The sequence below is a fragment of the Pelomonas candidula genome, assembly GCF_043555985.1.
In the GTDB taxonomy this organism is placed as follows: Bacteria; Pseudomonadota; Gammaproteobacteria; order Burkholderiales; family Burkholderiaceae_C; genus Pelomonas; species Pelomonas candidula.
In genome coordinates this window covers 61,729-82,744 of record NZ_JBIGIC010000017.1, presented here as the reverse complement: position 1 = coordinate 82,744, position 21,016 = coordinate 61,729, and the positions used below count along the sequence as shown (strand labels likewise).

The window sequence follows — 21,016 nt, the reverse complement described above, 5'->3', positions numbered from 1 at the left end:
CCCGGCCGGCGTCTCGCCGGCCATTCCCTCACGCGCTGCCCTGCCGCCAGTCGGCGGGTGGGCGGCGCCATGCCTGAAAGTTCCTATGCAGTTTCCCCTTCTCGCCCCGCTGCTCGCGGGCCTCCTCGGCATGCTCACCGCGGTAGGCGCGTGTGCGGCCGATGGACCGACCGTCCGCGATGTCGTGGAGTTCACGGCCTTTGTTCAGCCTCGCAACAACAACTCGGAGTCGCTGCGCCAGCAGGTCTCCCCCGACGGCACCCGCGCCTTCTTCGTGACCCGCAAGGCCAATGTCGCCAGTGACAGGAACCGGTACGAGATCCGGTTGCTGGATATCTCGTCCGACGTGCTGGCGTCAGGGGAGGCACGGGCCCCGGAGTTGGTGTTCTCGTTCGAGTCCGACCAGGACTACAACTTCGGCGATCCGGCCATTGACCGCGTCCGCTGGTGGGACGACAAGACGCTGGTGTTCATGGGCCGCCTGAAGGACGGCCAGGAGCAGGTCTACCGGCTCGACCTCCTGACCCACGACCTTCAACAACTCACGTGGGCGACCACGCCCATCGTGTCGTTCGCGGCTTCGGCCGATCTGAGGCGCGTGCTGTACGCGGCTCAGGTTCCCAACCCGCCGTTGAAGGCTGGCGCCCGCAGCTTCGTGATGGCGGACCAGTCGGTGTGGAGCGCCAAGTTCGGACAGAACCGCCTGGCGAGCCAGATCCGCAAGTACGGCTTCTTCGTCGCGGACGCGGGCGCGACACAGCCCCGTGCGCTGGGAGAGCCGTTCTTCATGGCGAACCTGGCGCCGCCGCAGGTGAGCATCTCGCCCGATGGCCGCTGGGCGCTCCTGCCGCGCTACGAGCCGCAGAGAACACTCGACTGGAGCCGGCAGTACCCGATGGTCGCGGAGATCATCGCGGCCTACGGGCCGGCAGTCCGCAACGATCCCCTGCGGTACTACTCCGGCTCGAGAGTGCAGTCCGCCCGGCGCAAGACGGTCTGGCGGCTGGATGACGGCCTGGAACAGACTGTGGTGGATGCGCCTGACGATTCGCAGCCGGCCGGCTTCCAGGAGCGGCCGGACCATGTCTGGCAGGGCGGTGGCACGTCGGTCGTCCTGGCCGGCACCCATCTGCCCTTGGGCGTGGGCGGCAACACATCGACCGCGTCCCACGTCATCGAGTACTGGCCGGACACCGGTCGCTGGACGGTCGTCGCGAAGTTGGCAAACAGGTTGGATCGACTGCTGCCGCGCCGCGAAGGCTTTGCGGTGATCGACGGCGCTCGACGTCGAGAATTCCGACGTGATGGGGCCGGGTGGCGGGAGATCGCGGGACAGGGCAGCGAAGCGTCATCTTCGGCCTGGACCTTGCGCGTCCGCGAAAGCCTCAACGAGCCGCCCGATATCGTCGCAGACGGCCCTGCCGACCGGTCAATTCGCCTGACCACGCTGAACCCGCAATTCGATGCCGCGACCTGGGGCGTGATGAGGACCTACACGTGGCGTGACGCCAAGGGACGCGAGTGGCGAGGGGGCTTGATGGGGGGCGAGGAGGGGGGCGCGTCGAAGCGGCTCCCGCTCATCATCGAGACGTATGCCTACTCGCCCGACAACTTCTATCTGCAAGGGCCGAACGCGTCATCGCGCAACGGCACGAGCGCCTTTGCCGGCCGTGCCTTTTTGCGGGAGGGCTTCCTGGTGCTGGCAATGGGAAAGAGCTCCCCGGACGCTCGCATTGCGCCCGACCAGTCGTTGTTTCGGCTCTTCAATGAGGGCGTGCGCGGCGCGGTAGACGCATTGGTCAAGGAGGGCCGCGTCGATCCTGCGCGCGTGGGGATCATCGGCTGGAGCACGACGGGCGAGCGAGTCCTCAACCTGGTGACGTTCTCCGACCTGCCGATTCGTGCAGCCACCCTGGCCGACGGCGACGCGAATACCCAGTTCTTCTTCACGATGACCTACGGATTCACGGACTCCGCGTGGGCATGGTTCGAGAGCGTGAACGAAGGCCTGCCGTTCGGGCCAGGCCGTGCAAATTGGTTGCGCAACGATCCTGCGCTGAACACGGATTGCGTGAACACGGCGCTGCGGATCGAGTCCTATGGTGTGCCGCTGTACAGCAACTACGACATCTATGCGTTGCTCAGGCGGCAGTTCAAGCCCGTCGAGATGGTGCTGATCCCAGGCGGCGCGCATTCGCTGTCGACGCCGAGCGAACGCATGGTCTCGCTGCAGGGCAATGTGGACTGGTTCCGGTTCTGGCTCAAGGGCGAGAGTCGCACCGAGCCGTTCCTCGCGGGCGAGACGTCCGCGTCCCTGCAGGCCCAGTACGACGCCTGGCGGCAGATGGAGACGATGAAGGCTGCAAACGACAAGTTGCCTCGATGTGAGCGGGAGGCCAGTCGCGGCTAGCTGTCCACACGGGCGGTCTGCTGATGCCACAGCTGGGCATACAGGCCGCACTTCTCGACGAGGTCGTCGTGCCGTCCGCGCTCCCGTATCCGGCCTCCCTCCAGCACGACAATCTCGTCCGCATGCATCGTCGCTGCAAGGCGGTGGGCAACGAGGATCGTCGTGCATCCTGACGTTACCTGCCGCAGTGTCCGCATGACGGCCGCTTCCGTGGCGGTGTCCAGCATCGAGGTCGGCTCGTCGAGGAGGTAGATCAGCGGACGCCGTATCACGGCGCGAGCGATGGCCAGGCGCTGTCGCTCACCGCCGGAGAGTGTTTGCCCCCGTTCGCCCAGGACGGTGTCGTATCCCGATGGCAGTGCGGTGATCACGTCGTGCAGCTCAGCGCGCCGGGCGGCCTCTTCGACATCCTGTCGCGTGGCCTCAGGCAGGCCGAGCGCGATATTGCGGGCTGCGGTCGTGTGCAGCAAGGCGCACTCCTGGGCCACCAGCCCAATGTGCGCCCTCAGGTTCGCCACCGCCAGCGCATCGATGGGACGCCCGCCGAGCAGGATGCGTCCTCCCTGTGGGACGTACAGGCGCAGCAGTAGGCGGATGAGTGAGGACTTGCCGGCGCCGCTTCGGCTGACGATGGCGGTCGTACGACCGGCCGCAAACTCGATGTCGAGGCCTTGCAGCACGGGCTGGGCGGGCGCATAGCCGAAATGGATGTTCTCAAGTCGGATGGAGGGCGCCGACGTCGAGTTTGCCGCTGGCTCTGTCGATGGCGGCACTGTGTCTGCCTCGGGCGGCTCGGCCAGGATGTCGAGCAGCGGCCGCATGAAGCCGAGGGCCCGGGAAAGATCCCTGCTGGCGGAGCCGAGAACCTCGAGTGGGCGGACCATCTGCAACAGGTAAACGGTCGCCAGCACGAACCCGCCGACGGTCATGGTTCCTGCCGCTACGGCATGCGTGGTGACGGACAGGCATCCCGTCATCGCCAAGGCAAAGATCATCGTGGCCGCCAGCCCCGTGCCGACGGTGAACCGATGGAACTTGATCCATCGGGCAGTCAGACGTGTCGACGCGTGCTTGAGCGCTTCTTCGGCCTGCGGGCCCGCCGAGAAGCATCGGAGCGTTTCGACGTTGTCGATGGCTTCGCCGATCTGGGCGTGTACGTCCAGGCTGGCCTCGGACACCTCGCGCGCATGCTCCATGTACCAGCGCGCGCTCAGTGAGAACACGATCAGGTACATCATGGCAGTCACGGCGAAGCCGATGACGAGCGCGGGTTGCTTCAAGCCGGACAGGATCACCGCCATGCCCGCAAGCTCGATGAGGACGGGTGTCAGGCTGTTCGCGACGTGAGAGATGATCAGCTGGCTGCCGGCGGTTGCCAAGTCGACACTGTGCTGAACCTCTCCGCTGCGGCGGTGGATCAGGTAGGCCATCGGCAGCCGCAGCAGATGCTCGAAGAATCGTTGCCTCAGCCCCGCCGCCACGGTCTGCTCGATCTTTCCGATCACCAGTGGCCGCACGTCGGCAGCCACGCGGCCTCCTGCCAGCACCATCAGGTACACGGCGCCGTTTCGCAGGACTTCTCCGGCGGTGTCCAGGCTACCCGTGGGTGCCGTGGCCGCCGCGGCGTCGATGAGGTGTTTCAGCGCGAGCGGTGATGCGGCAGCCAGAGCGCCCGAGAGACCGACCAGGAGCACCGTGATCCCCAGGCTCAAGAGCAAGGTGCGATCGGCTTGCGCGCTGATGATCATCAGTGCGGACCGAAGTGTGGCAGGGCGCGGCATGATGGGCGAGCTGATGGCCGATCCGTGGTCAGCGCGTTGTCATGCGCTGCACCCAGAGCTCGGTGGCGATACACGTATGCACCTCGGCGACGTAGGCGGCATTGGCTGAAGGCCGATCAGACAGCGCCGATGACACGCGCTTGCGGTCCAGAAGCCCGCGCCGGACCAGTTGCCCATCCAGCAGCAGCTCGCGTGCGAAATCCAGATTGCGCTGAAGGGCTGTCACGGCATAGGACTCCATGCCGCCTTTGGAGCGTCGCGCCGCGATGGCCGACGGAAGGACGTCTGCGAAGGCACGACGCGCAAGCGCGCGGCCCCGGCCGCCCCGGGTCAGGACATAGGTGGGAGTTTCGAGGCTCACTTCCAGCAATGGTTGCGATGCGAGGGGATGAACCAACTCGGGCGACGCCTCGTTCCTGTACGGGTTGTGATAGTCGAGCGAGTGGATCAGCGCGCTCACCTGGTGAAACTTGCCAATGGGCAGGTCGGCGGCATCCAGCAGGCCGGGGTGCACGAACCGATGCACGGTGCGAGCGGCGTGCTCCTTGGCCTCCGAGGCCATCAACGTCAGATGGCTGCCCGCCCCCGTCCCAGGGCGCCCGCGAAACGAGCGGTCCGTGATCGCCTGGCGCACCGATGCCCAGAACGACACGCGGCCCAGTTGCGCGGAATCAAGCGCCACCCGGATGAAGTCGAGGTCCCAGCCATGGTCCTTCAGGTAGTCTGCAGCCGGCCACGTGCGAGGGAATTCGTAGAAGGTCTGGTCGCCGGCGGTGCCTGTGAAGATGGCGCTGGCTCCATGGGCCAAGGCCACCTCGACATCCATGTTCCGTGACCCCATGCCGCCGATGTAGTGCGCAGGGCAAGGTGTGCGGACGGCATTCAGCAAGTCCTCCAACTGAAAACCTTCATCAAGAGGGCGCTCCACGAGGGCGGTGCCGGCGCGCTGCGCAGCCAGACGGGCGTACGCGCGTTCATCGCTATCCGAGCCGGGTGAGTGGTAGTTGAGGCAGGTCACGCGCTCCGGCGCGGCAGCCGGACAGAGGTTTCCGAGCACGATCGAGGAGTCCACACCGCCCGACAGCCGCAGGAGGATGGCTGGGTAGCAGGCCGCCCAGCTCTGCACGCAGCGCGCCGTCGCCTCGCGCAGCCGTCGCGCGGCGTCGGCCGGATCGACCGTTGCAGCGCGACCCGCAATGTTGACCGCGTGCCACAGTGGGAGCGCCTTGCCGTTGGCCGGCAGCATCGATGCGAGTTCACCACCCAGGTGCTGAGAGATGCCCTCCAGGGCAGTCTCTCGGCCGCCGATGCGGCCGAGCAGGAGGTGGGCCGTGACGGCGTTCCAGTCCACGGGTGGCGGCGGTATGTCCAGTAGCGAGAGCACGTCCTCGAGTTCCGAGGAGAAGATGCTCAGCCCCTGCGTCTCGATGCGAAAGCAGGGAAGGGTGCCCGTAGGATCACGGAGCACGCGAGGCTCGCCGGTCCGGGATGGCAGGAAGGCGATGTAGCGCCCCCAGAAATCATCGACGAGCGAACGTCCGTCCGAATGCACGATGCGTTCGGCCTCGAGCGTTGAGAGCTCGATCTCAGCCGGCCCCAGAGGCGTTGCGTCATGGCGCCGGAACAGATGGCCCAGGATGGCGCCCTGATCGCGCGGCAGCAGGTAGACATCGTTGACGCCGAGGGTTGTGCCCGTCACGTAGACACGCAGGTTGGACCGCTTGAACGCACTCTGCCAGCGGCCATCGGCGCCGATCACCTGATCGAGGCGCCTTGCGGCTCCTGACTGCTCCTGGCTGGCCAAGTTCCAGCCGAAGGCGACGTAGCGAAACATGATCCGGCTCCGCTCAGACGACCAGGATGGGGTGAAAGGCCCGGACGTTCTCGTGCAGGTCGTTCAACACGGTGTTGCCGCTCTGTACCCAAGAATGCGCGGCGAAGGGCCGTGTCCGCACACCGATGACCCAGCTTGGGAACAGTGCCCGCGCCGCGAGGAACCGAATCAGCGTCAGCGAATCGTGCAGGCATTGGTCGCGTGCCGTGAGGACGAAGGGCCGGACGCGCATGTACGCCGAAACCTCGCGTTCCAGCGCGCCGACCCCGGACACGACGGAGCCGTGGGCGCGTCCGCGCAGGCGCATGACGTTGCTGGCGATCTGGGCCAGAGAGTGCCGTCGCAGCCAGTAGGCTGTTGTCGCGGCCGACAAGCCAAGTCGCAAAACGTCTCGCCAGTTGCGACTCGGCAGGGCTGCGGTATCGCTGGGGTGCCAGCTTTCGAGCGGTTCGCTGAGTTGCTGCCGCACCGGTGGCGCGCGATCAGCGCGCGTCAACATGGCGTTGCTGGACAGCATCGAGACCAGGGCCTTCACGGAGGCGGCGTGGTCGGATGAAGACTGCCGGGGCGACTGGATGTCGCCGCCGGGCCAGTCGATGACGACGTCTGACACGGAGGCGGCTCCTGTGCCGCCCACGCCCTGGTACTTGTTGCGTCGCAGGTCCAACAAGATCACCTGCCCATCGATCCGGCACGCGCGCACGTGGTCTGCGAGCCGGTACGTTGCGGGCTGGACGGCGTTCGGCGACACGTCATTTCCCTTCAGCTTCGCGGGGATCAAGACCAGGTTCGACGCAGGGGCAGCACATCGCCTGGCTTGGCGAGCGGGCGCTGAACATCGTCCGGGGTGAGCGGCTTGGCGTCTCCGAGCTCGCCAATGTCGAGGGAACCGTCATCGCTCATGGTCCTTTCCTTCAGAGCGTGCTGGCAGCCATACAGCTGGAGTGGCGGCATTGAGGCGCAATGCGTCAAGGGGCGGCGCAGTCTCGTGTTCACGGCGCCGCCCCGGCGCTGGCGCGCAGCTCATGGCTACACGCCAGGCAGGCTCAGGGGATGTCCCGGAACGGCAGGAGCTCGTTGGGCTCCGGGTACTGGGCCTTCTCGACGCCCTTCGTTTCTTCCTTGGCGTCGCCCAGGTCGACCACCTCCAGTTGCAGTTCGTCGTTCATGACGTTCTCCTTCAGTTGAGTTGAGGACACGGATGCCATCGGTGTTCACCTTTGGCGGCTCAAAGATAGAGAGCGTGTGGGTCAGCTCAAAGCGCTTTGTCCAAAGTCGATTTCGAGTTCGGTCGGGCGTAGTAGGAGGAGGCTGGCGCCAGCATTGGCGCTGCAGCCGATCGGCCGCATGGGGCCGGATGGGCCAACGTGGCCGTGCTCGTTCGGAAAGGTCGTTAGCAGAGTCGAAAGCCGAACGAAATCGGCCGCGCTGAAAAAAGAGGGGGGAAATTTGCGCGTCCCGTCCGTCTTAAAGATATGGATCGATCCATCTTTGGCGGCGAGGCTGCAAAGGTCTGGCACATCTACTGGCAAGCCGTGGTCGGACGTGACCTGGTCGCCCACGCCTGGCTCGCCCGACAAATTCGCACGCGACTCATTGGCGCCCATGAGTCGCAGGGCCGCCAGCTCCTCTACTACGTCATATTGCCCAGGGAGATCCATCTGTTGTCGCTGCTCCAGAACGATGACTCTGCCGCAGCGCTCGGCAATGGGCTGTCTAACATGATTGCCAAGCGGGTTCGCCAGGTGGACGGAACATCTGGCGCAGTCTTCATGGATCGATACAAGGCACAGTGGATCAGCGATGTTGACGCGCTGTGCAGCGAGGTCCGAATGCTGGCCTGGCGACCGGTGTCGTTGAGTCGAAGCGCCGTTCCGTCGAACTACGTGTTTGCGGCCCTGCGACCCATCCTGGGGCTGAGCCTGAGCGAGGGTCTTCATGTCAACGCTTTGCTCGAACTCCTCGGCGAGAGCGCGCCGCTCGGGCGAATCGCTCTTCGTCGAGCGCTGGCGAGCCGACCGACGGACCTCGAGACGTTGCAGTGGGAACTGGGAAAGGGACTTGTCTCCGCCAGGGGGACGGCCGGTGCCGCAGGCGCCGTGGCGAGGCACGTCAAGGGACCTGCGGCGGCGCTCGTCGCGGCCAGCGCGAGCAAGAGCATCGATGGGGCCCTTGAGTTGGTGGAGCTCTGGGTGGCAACCCGGCTAGGCATCGAACCCGGACCGTTGCTCGCCGAGGGCCGGGGATTTCTTGCGTCGCGAGGCCGCGCGCTTGTTGCCTGCCTGGCAGTTCAAATCGGCCTGTGTCCGGCGTCGTACGCGGCGCGCCACTTCAAGCGGGCCAAGGCGACTCTCAGCGAGCAGATGGCTGCGATTCGCAAAAGGCCTGCGGACAAGACGATCCTCGCCACGCCGCCAGACAGGATTGTTCGAGAGGCCATTGCTCTGCTGGCTCACAAGCTCGAGGCCGGGGACGGCACGTGAATATTGCTGTCGTCCTCATACAGCGGCATGTCAACCGTTCAACGCCTCCGAACGGCTTCGAAATGGGGACCGTCGGGCGATTTTGAAGGCTTACACGCAAGCCCGTCGGCGCTGTCCGTGGCACGCCATCGACACGCTGCAGAACACCTAAAGCGGATTATCGAAACGGCAGGTCTATTCTGCGAGCAGCCGTGGGCCAGTCACGCCGCCCGTTGCGAGTTGCTTACTTCGAGATCATCGGACATGCCAGGCAAACAACTGCTCCGGACTCCTGCTGGCGAAATGGCGTCCTATGGCAATGCTGCTGCGTATCGTGCGTCAGGCTGCCAGCCACCACCCAAAGCTTTGAACGAGGAAATCGCAGCCCGAGCCGCCTCCGTTTCCGCCTGAGCGCGGGCGTCGGAAGCCCTCAACAGGTTTTCATCGGCCTGAAGGACCTCTATCAGGCTGACGACGCCCTTCTGATAGGCGGCGTACGTCGCGGCGCGCGCGCGCGTGAGCGACTCGACACCTTGCGTCAGCTCGGCCACCTGCACCTCCCTGTTGACGAGGGTCGAGAACGCGTTCTCGACGTCTTCGGTTGCCCTGAGAGCGGCGAGGCGATAGCCGGCCAGCAGTTCGGCTTCCTGGCCCTTCGCCTGCTCGATCTGTGCATCGATGCGGCCGAAATCGAAGAGCCGCCACCTCAGGCCGAGCACCCCGGCGGCCTGGCTGGCGCCGCCCGTGAAGAGGTCCCCGCTGGAGACGGAGGTGGCGCTGCCGATCAAGCCGCTCAAGGAGAGCTTTGGGAAGTACTCGGCAACGGCGACGCCAATGCGGGCGTTCGACGCGGCCAGGCGGCGCTCGGCCGCAATCAGGTCCGGGCGGCGCCGTAGTAGTTCGGCCGGGGATCCCGAAGCGCCGATCTGTGGCGCGGCAGGGATGCCGCCGCCTTCCGCCAGTGCGGCGCTATAGGTGCCAGGCAGTGCGCCTAGGAGTACATCCAACGCGTTCATGGCGGTCGACAGTCCGGCCCGCAGAACGGGGACAGACGCACGGACTTGCGCAAGGGCACCCTCGACCTGATGGACTTGCATCTCCGCGGCGAGCCCCTTGCCGTACAGCAGCTTGACCTTGTCGAGCAGGTCCTGCTGGGTCTCGACCTGCCGATGAGCGATTGCCAGGCGAGTCTGCAGGCCGCGGATGCTCACGTAGACATCAGCGGTCTGGGCAGCCGCCACGAGGCGCACAGCGATGGCGCCTGCTTCCGACGCCTGGTAATCGGCCTGTGCCGCTTCCTTGCCGCGCCGCAGACCGCCGAACACATCGAGTTCCCAGCCCGCGCTTACGTTGGTCTCATAGGAACTTCCCGAGCGGTCGAAATTCGGGTTGGAATTCAGCACGCGGCCCAACGGCGTTTCCACCGATTGGTAGGCCCTCGCAGCCTGAGTGCCGACGTTGCCCGACGGAAGCAACGCGGCATTTGCCAGACCAACAGCTGATCGTGCCTGGCTCACCCTGGCCGTCGCCTGCGCCAGGTCGAGGTTCTGCTCCAACGCGATCCTCACCAGCCGCGCCAGTTGGGCGTCGTCGAAGGCCGCCCACCATTCGGCAAGATCGGCATTGCCGGTGGCCGGTCGGCGATCCACCGCGGCCTGACCCTGAAAACGTTCGGGGATGGGTGCGGTGGGGCGGCTGTAGGTCGGACCCACGGCGCAGCCGGTCAGGCTGGCGACGAGGAGGGTGGCGACAAGAACTGGGCGAGTGGACATGGGCTCATCCTTTAGCGATTGTGACCATAATATCAAATGGTCACTCGTTGTCCAATCTCTGGGGCTACCGTAAGCTGACGCCCATGACCCCGACGAGCACTCTTCCCGCACCGGCCCGCGGCCCGGCCGACCATGACGTCCGCGACCAGATCGTGGCCGCTGCCACCGAGCACTTCAGCCGCTACGGCTATGGCAAGACGACGGTGTCCGACCTTGCCAAGGCCATCGGCTTTTCGAAGGCCTACATCTACAAGTTCTTCGAATCCAAGCAGGCCATCGGCGAAATGATCTGCGCGAACTGCCTCAGGCAGATCGAGGCCGAAGTCAGCGCATCGGTCGCAGAAGCCAGCCTGCCGCCGGACAAGCTGCGCCGCATTTTCAAGGCTAGCACCGAGGCGACCCTGCGCCTCCTCTTCCAGGACCGCAAGCTTTTCGAGATCGCCGCCTCGGCGGCGACCGAACGCTGGCAAGCGGTCGTCGATTACGAAGAGCGTACGCGGCAACTGCTTCGCGACGTGCTGCAGGAAGGCCGGCAAAGCGGCGACTTCGAGCGCAAAACGCCGCTGGACGAGACGGTGCTGGCGATCCATTTGGTCATGCGCCCTTACCTCAATCCCCTGTTGTTGCAGCACAGCATGGACAGCACCGATCAGGCGCCGGCGCTGCTGGCCAGCCTGGTTCTGAGAAGCCTGTCACCTTAAATTCAATGTGACTATTGACTGAATTGGTCACACGTTCCAAAATGAAGGTCCTGATTCGTCACCCAAGGGACCTTCATGCGCCGGCCTCGCCTCGCTCTTTCTGCGCTCATCTGCGTACTGCCGCTGGCCTTGGCCGCATGCGGCGAATCGACGGCAACCACTGATGCGCGCACCCAGCTGCCGCTGGTGCGGACCGTAGCCGTACAGGACGCCTCGGGTTCATCGCGGTCCTTCACGGGAACCGTCGCGGCTCGGGTCCAAAGCGACCTGGGTTTTCGGGTGCCGGGCAAGGTGCTGGAGCGCCTGGTCGACACGGGCCAGACCGTGAAGCGCGGCCAGGTCCTGATGCGCATCGATCCGGTGGACCTGAAGTTGGCCGCAGAGGCCCAACTCGACGCGGTCGCGGCCGCCAAGGCGCGCGCGCAGCAAACGGCTGACGACGAGCTCCGATACCGCGATCTCCGCGGCACCGGCGCCATCTCGACAGCCACCTACGACCAGGCCAAGGCGGCGGCGGACGCGGCCAAGGCGCAGCTCAGCGCCGCAGAAGCCCAAGCCAGCGTGGCCCGCAACGCGAGTCGCTACGCTGAACTGGTGGCTGATGCCGACGGCGTCATCACCGAAACGCTGGCTGAACCTGGCCAGGTGGTGGGGGCTGGTCAACCCGTGGTACGGCTGGCGCATGCAGGTCATCGCGAGGCTGTCGTCCAACTGCCAGAGACGCTGCGCCCGGCGATTGGGTCGAAGGCAGAAGCCTGGCTGTTTGGCGGCGAGAGCGCGGCCAGTCCGGTCAAGCTGAGGCAGCTCTCAAGCGCGGCCGACCGGCTCACCCGAACCTTTGAAGCCCGCTATGTCCTGGACGGTGCGCTGGCGGACGCTCCGCTTGGGGCAACGGTCACGGTGGAAACGGCTGCCGAATCATCCACCGGTCAACCGGCCTGGCAGGTGCCGATCGCGTCGCTGTTCGACGCCGGCAAGGGCCCAGGCGTGTGGGTCGTCAATGGTTCGCCGACCAAGATCACCTGGCGCCCAGTCACGATCAAGCGTGTCGACGATGACCGCGCACAGATCGTGGGCGACATCAAGCGCGGCGAAATGGTCGTGGCACTCGGCGCGCATCTGCTGCGCGAGGGCTCGCAGGTCCGGGTGATGGATCAGGCCATGGCTGCTGCGAACAGCGGGAGCCACCCGTGAGCGAGAGCCGCTTCAACCTGTCGGCGCTTGCGGTCCGTGAGCGCGCCATCACCGTCTTCCTGCTGCTGTTGATCTCGATGGCGGGGGTGATGTCGTTCTTCCGGCTCGGCCGCGCGGAGGACCCGGCCTTCACGATCAAGGTGATGACCATCATCACCGCCTGGCCTGGCGCCACCGCGCAGGAGATGCAGGACCAGGTTGCCGAGAAGATCGAGAAGCGCATGCAGGAGCTGCGCTGGTACGACCGCACCGAGACCTACACGCGGCCGGGCCTGGCCTTCACGACGCTGACGCTGCTGGACAAGACGCCACCTGGCGAGGTGCAGGACGAGTTCTACCAGGCCCGCAAGAAGGTGGGCGACGAGATCCGCAACCTGCCGCCGGGCGTGATCGGGCCCTTCGTCAACGACGAGTATTCGGACGTGACGTTTGCGCTGTATGCCCTGAAGGCCAAGGGCGAGCCGCAGCGCACGCTCGTGCGTGATGCCGAGAAGCTGCGCCAGAGGCTCCTGCATGTGCCAGGTGTCAAGAAGGTCAACATCGTCGGCGAGCAGTCGGAGCGCATCTTTGTCGAGTTCTCCCATGAGCGCATCGCCACGCTGGGGCTCAGCCCGCAGGACGTGTTCGCCGCGCTGAACGGCCAGAACGCGCTGACGCCTGCGGGCTCCGTCGAGACCCGAGGCCCCGAGGTCTTCATCCGTGTCGATGGTGCGTTCGACGACCTGCAGAAGATCCGCGACACGCCTTTGGTGGCGCAGGGGCGCACCCTGAAGCTGTCGGACATCGCCACCGTCAAGCGGGGTTATGAGGACCCGGCGAGCTTCCTGATCCGCAATGGCGGCGAGCCCGCACTGCTGCTCGGCATCGTCATGCGCGACGGCTGGAACGGCCTGGATCTTGGCAAGGCGCTCGACGGCGAAACGAAGGCGATCAACGCCGAACTGCCGACCGGCATCAGCCTCACCAAGGTCACCGACCAGGCCGTGAACATCAGCTCGGCCGTCGACGAGTTCATGGTGAAGTTCTTCGTCGCCCTGCTGGTGGTGATGGTGGTGTGCTTCGTCAGCATGGGCTGGCGCGTGGGCGTTGTCGTGGCCGCTGCCGTGCCGCTGACGCTGGCGGCCGTCTTCGTCGTAATGCTGGCCACGGGCAAGAACTTCGACCGCATCACCTTGGGCTCGCTCATCCTCGCGCTGGGCCTGCTGGTCGACGACGCCATCATCGCCATCGAGATGATGGTGGTGAAGATGGAGGAGGGCTACACCCGCCTGGCCGCTTCGGCCTATGCCTGGAGCCACACGGCCGCGCCCATGCTGTCGGGCACCTTGGTGACCGCCGTCGGCTTCATGCCCAACGGCTTCGCGCGGTCCACCGCCGGTGAATACACCAGCAACATGTTCTGGATCGTCGGCATCGCGCTGATCGCGTCCTGGGTCGTCGCCGTGTTCTTCACGCCTTACCTCGGCGTCAAGCTGTTGCCGAACCTCAAGACGGTGGAAGGTGGACATGAGGCGCTGTACGACACGCCGCGCTACAACCGGTTCCGCAGGACGCTCGGCCGCGTCGTCGCGCGCAAATGGTGGGTCGCCGGCTCGGTCGTTGGACTGTTCGTCCTGTCCGTGCTCGGCATGTCCGTGGTGAAGAAGCAGTTCTTCCCGATCTCGGATCGGCCTGAGGTCCTGGTCGAGGTGCAGATGCCCTACGGCACTTCGATCAGCCAGACCAACGTCACGGCCGCCAAGGTCGAGGCCTGGCTGGCCAAGCAGGCGGAAGCCAAGATCGTGACCGCCTACGTGGGTCAAGGCGCGCCGCGCTTCTACTTCTCGATGGCGCCCGAGCTGCCTGACCCGTCGTTCGCCAAGATCGTCGTGCGGACCGACAACCAGAACGAGCGCGAGGCGCTGAAGCACCGGCTGCGCCAGGCCATCGCCGACGGCCTGGCGCCCGAAGCCCGCCTGCGCGTCACCCAGCTCGTGTTCGGTCCCTACTCGCCCTTCCCGGTGGCCTACCGGGTAACCGGCCCCGACCCCGACGTGCTGCGCAAGATCGCGGCCGAGGTGCGCCAGGTGATGGACGCCAGTCCCATGATGCGGACGGTCAATACGGACTGGGGTACGCGCACGCCAACGCTTCACTTCACGCTGAAGCAGGAGCGCCTGCAGGCGGTGGGGCTGACGTCCAGTTCGGTCGCGCAGCAGCTGCAGTTCCTGCTCAGCGGCGTACCGGTCACCACCGTTCGCGAGGACATCCGGACGGTCCAGGTGGTCGCGCGATCGGCGGGCAATGTGCGGCTCGACCCGGCGCGGATCGGCGACTTCACGCTGGCCGGTGTCAACGGCCAGCGCATCCCGCTCTCGCAGGTCGGCGTCGTCGACGTGCGCACGGAGGAACCCATCATGCGCCGGCGCGACCGCATGCCCACGATCACGGTGCGCGGCGACATCGCCGAAGACCTGCAGCCGCCGGATGTGTCCACCGCCATCACGAAACAGCTCCAGCCCATCATGGAGAGGCTGCCGAGTGGCTACAAGATCGAGCAGGCCGGCTCCATCGAGGAATCGGGCAAGGCGACGGTGGCGATGCTGCCGATCTTCCCGATCATGCTGGCCGTCACGCTGTTGATCCTGGTGCTGCAGGTGCGCTCTCTGGCTGCCATGGTGATGGTCTTCCTGACCAGCCCGCTCGGTCTGATCGGTGTGGTGCCCACGTTGATCGTGTTCCACCAGCCCTTCGGTATCAATGCGCTGGTAGGCCTGATCGCGCTGTCGGGCATCCTGATGCGCAACACGCTGATCCTGATCGGGCAGATCCACCAGAACGAGTTGGCCGGGCTGCCGCCCTTCCAGGCGGTGGTCGAGGCGACCGTGCAGCGGGCCCGTCCGGTGATCCTGACGGCACTGGCGGCGATCCTCGCGTTCATCCCGCTGACCCACTCCGTGTTCTGGGGGACTCTGGCCTACACGCTCATCGGCGGCACCTTGGCGGGCACCGTCCTGACGCTGGTGTTCCTGCCGGCGATGTACTCGATCTGGTTCCGAATCCGGCCAGGCGGAGAAAGGGCGGTGACCGGCGCTTCGCCGGCCAGCCATGCCCAGGTGGGCGACTTGCCCAGCCCCATCAGCTGACCTGCCAGCCGCTGCGCGGCCAACAGCGGCACCCACACAACGAGGCATCGCGCCTGCTGCGCCAGGCGCGAGGCCGCGCTTCGCCCTCGTTCACTTGATCAAGAAGAGATTTCCATGAACAACCCACCTGTCGTCCTCGTCACTGGCGTTTCGTCCGGCATCGGCCTGTCCACGGCCAAGAAGTTCGTTGCCCGAGGAAGCCGTGTCTTCGGAACCGTGCGCAAACCCGCCAAAGCCCAGCCGCTAGCCGGCGTCGAGCTGGTCGAAATGGACGTCCGCAACGACGCCTCGGTGCTCGCCGGCGTGCTCGACGTCATCAAGCGTGCCGGTCGCATCGACGTCCTCGTCAACAACGCTGGCTTCAACATGGTCGGTGCGGTGGAAGAGACGACGCCCGCCGAGGCGGCCTCGCTCTTCGACACCAACGTGCTTGGCGTCCTCAGGGTCTCGCAGGCGGTGCTTCCGCACATGCGGGCTCAGCGACAGGGCCGCATCATCAACGTGAGCTCGGTGCTGGGCTTCCTGCCCGCGCCTTACATGGGCCTTTACGCGGCGTCCAAGCATGCCGTCGAGGGCTTGTCGGAGTCGCTGGACCACGAAGTGCGCCAGTTCGGCATCCGCGTGACCCTGGTCCAGCCCTTCTATACGAAGACCAACCTCGAAGCCAACTCGCCGCTGGCCGCGACCTTGATCGATGCCTACGACCGTGAGCGCAAGGCCGTGCTGCATGCCATCCCCGCCAGCGTGAGTGCGGGCGACGAACCCGAGAAGGTGGCCGACACCATCGTCGAAGCGGCATTCGGGCCCTGGCGGATGCGGCGCACGCCGCAGGGGCAGGCGGCCCTGCTGAGCAAGTTGCGCCGCTTCATGCCGGCCGGCCCGGTCGACAAGAGCCTGCGCAAGTCGCTGGGCCTGGGCTGAGCCCCGTCCGGTCGCGTGTCGATTTCGGCAAGCCATTGCCCTACCGGGCCCACTGGGGCCAAACCTTGAAGGAGTTCCCCAAATGAAGACCTACCTACGCGCTTCTCTCCTTGCGGTGCTCACCGCGCTCGCCGGCTGCGCGGCACCGGTCGACAAGAAGTCGTGCGATGCGCCTCAGATCCAGCGAGAGCTCAGTTACACGCCGCCGGGCTGCGAGCAGACCTCCTGAACTTGAACGTGGCCGACGCGAGCCGTTGGCTCGTCAGCAACTACAACCATCCGGGGACAAAGATGAACATTCGCACCCGCGTCGGCCTGGCGGCCGCGCTTTCTGTCTGCGCGTTCGGTGCCAGCGCACAAGCGGTCCTTACGCTGTACGGCAACGTCGACACTGCGGTCGACACGACGCACAAGACGACGGGCAGCGCCGGCTCGCCTACAGGAGCATCCGCTGCGCTGATCTTTCCGCCCGGCAGCGCCGGGACAAAGACCCGCGTGACGCAGAGCCTTTCGCGCACCAATACCTTGGGCTTCAAGGGACGCGAGGACCTGGGCGGCGGCTACGCCGCGGGATTTGTGCTTGAGTCTCAGCCCGGCAGCGACGACGGCACGTTGTCACAGGACGGCCGCTTCTTCGGCAAGCAAGCCATGGTGTACCTGACGACGCCTGGCGGTGAAGTTCGCCTGGGTCGCCAGTACGCGCCGATCTTCTTCTCCTTCGCCGCGGGCACGCCCGATGGCCTCGCTGGCACCGATCTGTTCACCGCCGGCCTGGTCACCAACACGCTGCAGATCAGGCAGGACAACCAGATCAGCTACTGGGCCCGAGTTGGAGGCTTTGCCGCTGCGATGTCCTACAGTCCTAACGCGGGTGTATCGCGCATCGTTAGCCCGGCGCGCGGCAGCACCGTGACCACCTCAACCGGGTCGATGCTGGGCGGTGCCACTTCCGGCGTCGAAGCCTCGGGTTCCGAGTCCGGCGGCAAGCGCGGGCGTTCCGGTGGTCTGTTCCTGGGCTACACCGCACCGACGTTCAGTGTGAGCGCAGGCGTCCACTACAACGAGTTCGACGTCCCTGTGCTGTCGCAGGGCGGCTCGATCTTCGAACTGGATCGCTACTGGGGATTCGCTCTGGCCGGCAAGTACCTGCTGTCTGCTGAGGGACCTTCGCTGCACGCTCTGTACCACGAGGGACGCTACTTCGATGGCAGCGTCCTCAATCTGCCTGGGCAGCCGCCGTTGCGCCTGCCCGGCGCCGGCGGCTTCGATCCAAAGATTCAGACGTTCGTCGTCGGCGCGCGAGTTCCCGTCGGCAACTTCGCCTGGATCGGCGAGGCCGGCGAGAGTCGCTTCACCAACTTCACGCGCGGCAAGAACATCGGCGTCTCGCTGGGCGTGGACTATCAGTTGTCCAAGCGGACGGTGATCTATTCGCGCCTGGCCGTGGCGGAGGACCGGCAGGGCAACGTGCTGCCCATCGTGGGCGTGACGCCCACCGGCGCGAGGCCGATCAATGTCTCTGGCGGCCCCGACGCGGTCCTGGCCGCGCTGGGGCTGCGTGAGACGCCGGCCTTCAACGGCGTCGGCATTTCTCCGGACGGAAGGTCCAGCATCCTTGCCTTCGGGATCCGTCACAGCTTCTGAACCACGCCAGTTCCACCTCGACACTCCCGGCTTTGGCGCGTCGAGGTGGTTTGGAAAGTTGGAGTTGACAGCTATGCCCTTGAGCGAATGTGAGGAAGAGCGCGTGCCCCATCGTTGCGGCGGCGCGCGGGCATTGACGGCAAGAACGCAATATGAGCGCGAGGCTGTTGAACGTGCAACAGATGGTCGCCGAGCTGCTGACAGACCCGAGGAATCGCGGCAACGTCAGCCCTGCCTTGGCGGATCTCATGCTGGCGGCGGCCGTGGGGGCTGCAGCGATCTCGTTCGGTGTGCGCAAGACAGCGAATGCATATGCGGTCGCCTTCTCGTCCCGCGTCCGTCACACCATCGACAAGTTGATCGAGCGCGAGCTCCGTTTCGCTCGACACGAATCGAATCTTCCGGGCGCCGATAGGTTGGCCGAGTAGTTGCGAAAGCGTGCGCCACGCGTTTGAAGCGTACCTGGGGGAAACACTAAAGCCAGTTTTTTGCCGAAGAACTACCATCGATAGACATTTCAGGTCCTTGCGGGCCTTTCTTCTCCCTAAAAATGACCATCGATAGTCAAAGCCAGTTGAGAATCGCGATCAGCGCTTCGACGGCCGGCGCCTCCCGAGGCAGCGTTGATCCGCGTGGCATGGTCACTCGCGCATCCGGCCCAATTGTCTGCCAAAAATGTCTATCGATAGACCAATCTGTGGAGCAGAACCTCTTTGTTTATCGTTGTCATAGGTGCTTCACGTGATCTCGGCTGACGACGCCTTGAAGGCGCACGCTCGAACCGGCTCTGAGCCGGCTCATGCGTCGCTGCGCGATCGCCTGAAGCGAGGTTGGCTGGTCACGATGGCGCTGCTGGTATGCGTGACAGGCTCGAACGCCGTCATGGCGGCGGCGACATTGCCTGACCCAGTCGTGCATGCCGATTTTGATGAGCTCTCGGCCGGAAAGCTACCGGGCGGCCTGCAGATCAAGACGCAGTTCTCGGCACCTGACGTGGTGCCAGGCGTCGCCGGCAGCGCATGGCGAACCGACGGTTTCTCAAGCTACGCCGAAGGGAAGCTCTCCCTGAGCCCGAGCAGCGGCCTCACGCTGTCCTTGTGGGTCGCCCTGGAGAGCTATCCGTCGGACCTCGAGGTGCCGGTCAAGGACATGGTGCCGTCGTCGTTCATTCAGCAGGCCGCTGGTGGCAAGGGTTTCGATCTGTACATCGACGCTTACGGACGGTGGGGATTCAAGGTGGCAACGTCCGCCGGCGTCTTGCGCATCCAGGCCAAGTCGAAGTTTCCCCTTCGGCGGTGGGTGCACCTGGTGGCCACGGTCGACGTTTCCACCGGCGTCGCCTCGCTTTACCAAGGTGACGAGCTGATCGGCACCGTACGAGGTGTCCCTGGCATGACGCTGGAGTTGGCGTCGACGCCACTGCGGCTGGCTGCAGCGCCCACCGACACCAAGATCCTGGACTTCACGATCAATCGGCTCAACGGTGCGTTCGACCAAGTCGCCGTGTACGCGGCTGCACTCAATGCCGAGCAGCGCCGTTTGCTGTCGGGCCCGTCATCAACGACGAGCGCGGAGCCAGCGCTCGTGGTGCCGGCAACGCGCTTCGCCAACGACACGTTGCGTCCTCGCGTGCATCCGCTGCCGCCGGCCAACTGGACCAACGAACCTCACGGCCTGATCCGTATTGGCGACACCTGGCACGTCTTCTACCAACGCACGCCCAACGGCCCGTTCAAGACGTTGATGCACTGGGGTCACATGACGAGTCGAGATTTGGTCGTCTGGGAGAGTCAGCCTGACGCGCTGATGCCCGAGTTGCAAAGCGACGACTTCGGCTTCGACATGAAGGGCATCTGGTCGGGGCATGTCATCGCAGATGGCGGCAAGGCCTTCGCTTTCTATACGAGCGTCAACCATGGCGATCGGCTGGCGGCGAGCAACCCGGGCGTGGCGATGGCCATCAGCGAGGACCCGCAGCTGCGCGAATGGAAAAAGACCGGTCCCATCCTCAACTCACGTGGCGCCCGGGACATGCGCGACCCTTTCCTGTGGAAAGAAGGCGGCACCTGGCACATGATCATCGGCGCCGCGCTCGATACCGGCGGTGGCCTGCTGTACTACGTGCTCGAACCGGGCGACAAGGGCGGACGTTGGCAACCCAGGCCCCGGTTCACGGATCCCAGCTATCGGATGCTGGACATCGGCTCGGAGATCTGGGAAATGCCGGTGTTCGAGCAGCTGTCGGACGGCGTGTGGATTCTGTTGGTCAACCCCATCGGCGGCAAGGTAAGCAAGTACGGCGAGCCGAGCACGCGTGCGGTCTATTGGACCGGCACCTGGTCCGACGGCACGTTCAAGCCGTTCTCGCCGACGCCCAAGCTCTTGGATCTCGTCCCGGGCCATCTCGCGCCGACCGTAGGCCGGGCCGACGATGGCAGCTTGCGAGCCATCGGCATCATCGATGAGCGCCGCACGCCGCTAGCGCAGAGGCAAGCGGGCTGGGCGCATACCTTCAGCCTGCCGCGGACGTGGTATCTGCTCCGCGACAACCGCACCCTGGGCCAACGACCCGCACCCGAGCTGGTAAAGCTGCGTCAAGGCGCGGTGGTCGACCGATCCGGCGTATCGATCGGCCGGGATCCAGTCTCCCTCGACGCAGGCCATGGGGCCTACGAGATGCTGATCGAACTTGACGACGCACCTGCTGATGCGGCGCCCGTCCAACTCGATGTGCTCGCCTCGCCGGACGGCCGGGAGTTCACCCGGCTGATCTTCGACCGCGTGCGCGGCGAGGTGATGGTGGACAAGTCGCGTTCGACGTTGTCCGCTGATGGGGAAGGTCCTCAAGTGATGAAGGGGAGCTACGCCGCGGATTCGTTTGGCGCCATGCGCCGCATAAGGGCGATCGTCGATGGGTCGACGGTCGAGGTATTCATCAACGACGCAGCGGCCTACTCGGTGCGCAGCTATCCGTCGTTGGCAAACAGCACGGGGATTCGGATTAGCGCAGACACCGCGCAGCCCATGAAGGCGGCGGTCAAGGTCTGGCCACTGCGATTGCCGCAATAGACGCGGCGACCGCCCGCACGCCGAGATGCGGGCACGAACTGTTGATTTATCGGATCGGGCGATTCGGGCCGGGCGAGAAGCGGCTGGCCGACATCGAAGCGCC

Annotated in this window: 16 protein-coding genes; 10 read left to right on the top strand and 6 right to left on the bottom strand. The window is 65.5% G+C overall.

Going from position 1 to position 21,016, the window contains the following annotated elements; translation table 11 throughout:
• Positions 1 to 85: 85 nt before the first annotated feature.
• Positions 86 to 2,410 (top strand): prolyl oligopeptidase family serine peptidase, encoded by a 2,325-nt coding sequence (locus ACG04R_RS25420; protein WP_394416745.1) that lies wholly within the window; start codon positions 86 to 88, stop codon positions 2,408 to 2,410.
• Here ACG04R_RS25420 and ACG04R_RS25415 read toward each other — a convergent pair.
• From ACG04R_RS25415 to ACG04R_RS25395, 5 genes are all read right to left on the bottom strand, one after another.
• The gene (locus ACG04R_RS25415; RefSeq protein WP_394416743.1) at positions 2,407 to 4,158 is read right to left on the bottom strand and encodes an ABC transporter ATP-binding protein; all 1,752 of its coding nucleotides are present in this window, start codon (positions 4,156 to 4,158) and stop codon (positions 2,407 to 2,409) included. The genes ACG04R_RS25420 and ACG04R_RS25415 overlap by 4 nt on opposite strands.
• 61 nt (positions 4,159 to 4,219) lie before the next feature.
• Positions 4,220 to 6,025 (bottom strand): asparagine synthase-related protein, encoded by a 1,806-nt coding sequence (locus ACG04R_RS25410; RefSeq protein ID WP_394416741.1) that lies wholly within the window; start codon positions 6,023 to 6,025, stop codon positions 4,220 to 4,222.
• Between the two features lie 13 nt (positions 6,026 to 6,038).
• A complete protein-coding gene (locus ACG04R_RS25405) occupies positions 6,039 to 6,806 on the bottom strand; it encodes a lasso peptide biosynthesis B2 protein (RefSeq protein ID WP_394416739.1) in 768 nt (255 codons plus the stop codon).
• Positions 6,803 to 6,928, bottom strand: coding sequence for a hypothetical protein (locus ACG04R_RS25400; protein WP_394416737.1), 126 nt, complete (start codon positions 6,926 to 6,928; stop codon positions 6,803 to 6,805). Before ACG04R_RS25400 ends, ACG04R_RS25405 begins: the two co-directional genes overlap by 4 nt.
• Positions 6,929 to 7,071: 143 nt before the next feature.
• Positions 7,072 to 7,194 carry a rubrivinodin family lasso peptide gene (locus ACG04R_RS25395; protein WP_394416735.1) on the bottom strand — a complete coding sequence of 41 codons (123 nt, stop codon included), beginning with the start codon at positions 7,192 to 7,194 and terminating at the stop codon, positions 7,072 to 7,074.
• A 306-nt stretch (positions 7,195 to 7,500) separates the two neighbouring features.
• On the opposite strand from ACG04R_RS25395, the gene ACG04R_RS25390 reads away from it, so the two are divergent.
• On the top strand, positions 7,501 to 8,508 hold the full coding sequence (locus tag ACG04R_RS25390; RefSeq protein ID WP_394416733.1) for a hypothetical protein: 1,008 nt from the start codon (positions 7,501 to 7,503) through the stop codon (positions 8,506 to 8,508).
• A 290-nt stretch (positions 8,509 to 8,798) separates the two neighbouring features.
• On the opposite strand, the gene ACG04R_RS25385 is transcribed toward ACG04R_RS25390, so the two are convergent.
• Positions 8,799 to 10,259, bottom strand: coding sequence for an efflux transporter outer membrane subunit (locus ACG04R_RS25385; RefSeq protein ID WP_394416731.1), 1,461 nt, complete (start codon positions 10,257 to 10,259; stop codon positions 8,799 to 8,801).
• A gap of 83 nt (positions 10,260 to 10,342) precedes the next feature.
• Between ACG04R_RS25385 and ACG04R_RS25380 the strand changes: the two genes are divergently transcribed.
• The 8 genes from ACG04R_RS25380 (at position 10,343) to ACG04R_RS25345 (ending at position 20,913) form a co-directional block, all read left to right on the top strand.
• The gene (locus ACG04R_RS25380) at positions 10,343 to 10,960 is read left to right on the top strand and encodes a TetR/AcrR family transcriptional regulator (protein WP_394416729.1); all 618 of its coding nucleotides are present in this window, start codon (positions 10,343 to 10,345) and stop codon (positions 10,958 to 10,960) included.
• 75 nt (positions 10,961 to 11,035) lie between these two features.
• The gene (locus ACG04R_RS25375; protein ID WP_394416727.1) at positions 11,036 to 12,154 is read left to right on the top strand and encodes an efflux RND transporter periplasmic adaptor subunit; all 1,119 of its coding nucleotides are present in this window, start codon (positions 11,036 to 11,038) and stop codon (positions 12,152 to 12,154) included.
• Positions 12,151 to 15,279, top strand: a complete 3,129-nt coding sequence (locus ACG04R_RS25370) for an efflux RND transporter permease subunit (protein ID WP_394416725.1) — start codon at positions 12,151 to 12,153, stop codon at positions 15,277 to 15,279. The genes ACG04R_RS25375 and ACG04R_RS25370 overlap by 4 nt, the downstream gene beginning before the upstream one ends.
• Before the next feature lie 114 nt (positions 15,280 to 15,393).
• Positions 15,394 to 16,200 carry an oxidoreductase gene (locus ACG04R_RS25365; RefSeq protein ID WP_394416723.1) on the top strand — a complete coding sequence of 269 codons (807 nt, stop codon included), beginning with the start codon at positions 15,394 to 15,396 and terminating at the stop codon, positions 16,198 to 16,200.
• Between the two features lie 82 nt (positions 16,201 to 16,282).
• Positions 16,283 to 16,429, top strand: coding sequence for a hypothetical protein (locus ACG04R_RS25360; RefSeq protein WP_394416721.1), 147 nt, complete (start codon positions 16,283 to 16,285; stop codon positions 16,427 to 16,429).
• Positions 16,430 to 16,437: 8 nt separating this feature from the next.
• On the top strand, positions 16,438 to 17,844 hold the full coding sequence (locus ACG04R_RS25355) for a porin (protein WP_394416775.1): 1,407 nt from the start codon (positions 16,438 to 16,440) through the stop codon (positions 17,842 to 17,844).
• 173 nt (positions 17,845 to 18,017) lie between these two features.
• Positions 18,018 to 18,272, top strand: a complete 255-nt coding sequence (locus tag ACG04R_RS25350; RefSeq protein WP_394416719.1) for a hypothetical protein — start codon at positions 18,018 to 18,020, stop codon at positions 18,270 to 18,272.
• A 313-nt stretch (positions 18,273 to 18,585) separates the two neighbouring features.
• Positions 18,586 to 20,913 (top strand): GH32 C-terminal domain-containing protein, encoded by a 2,328-nt coding sequence (locus tag ACG04R_RS25345; RefSeq protein ID WP_394416717.1) that lies wholly within the window; start codon positions 18,586 to 18,588, stop codon positions 20,911 to 20,913.
• Positions 20,914 to 21,016: the final 103 nt, after the last annotated feature.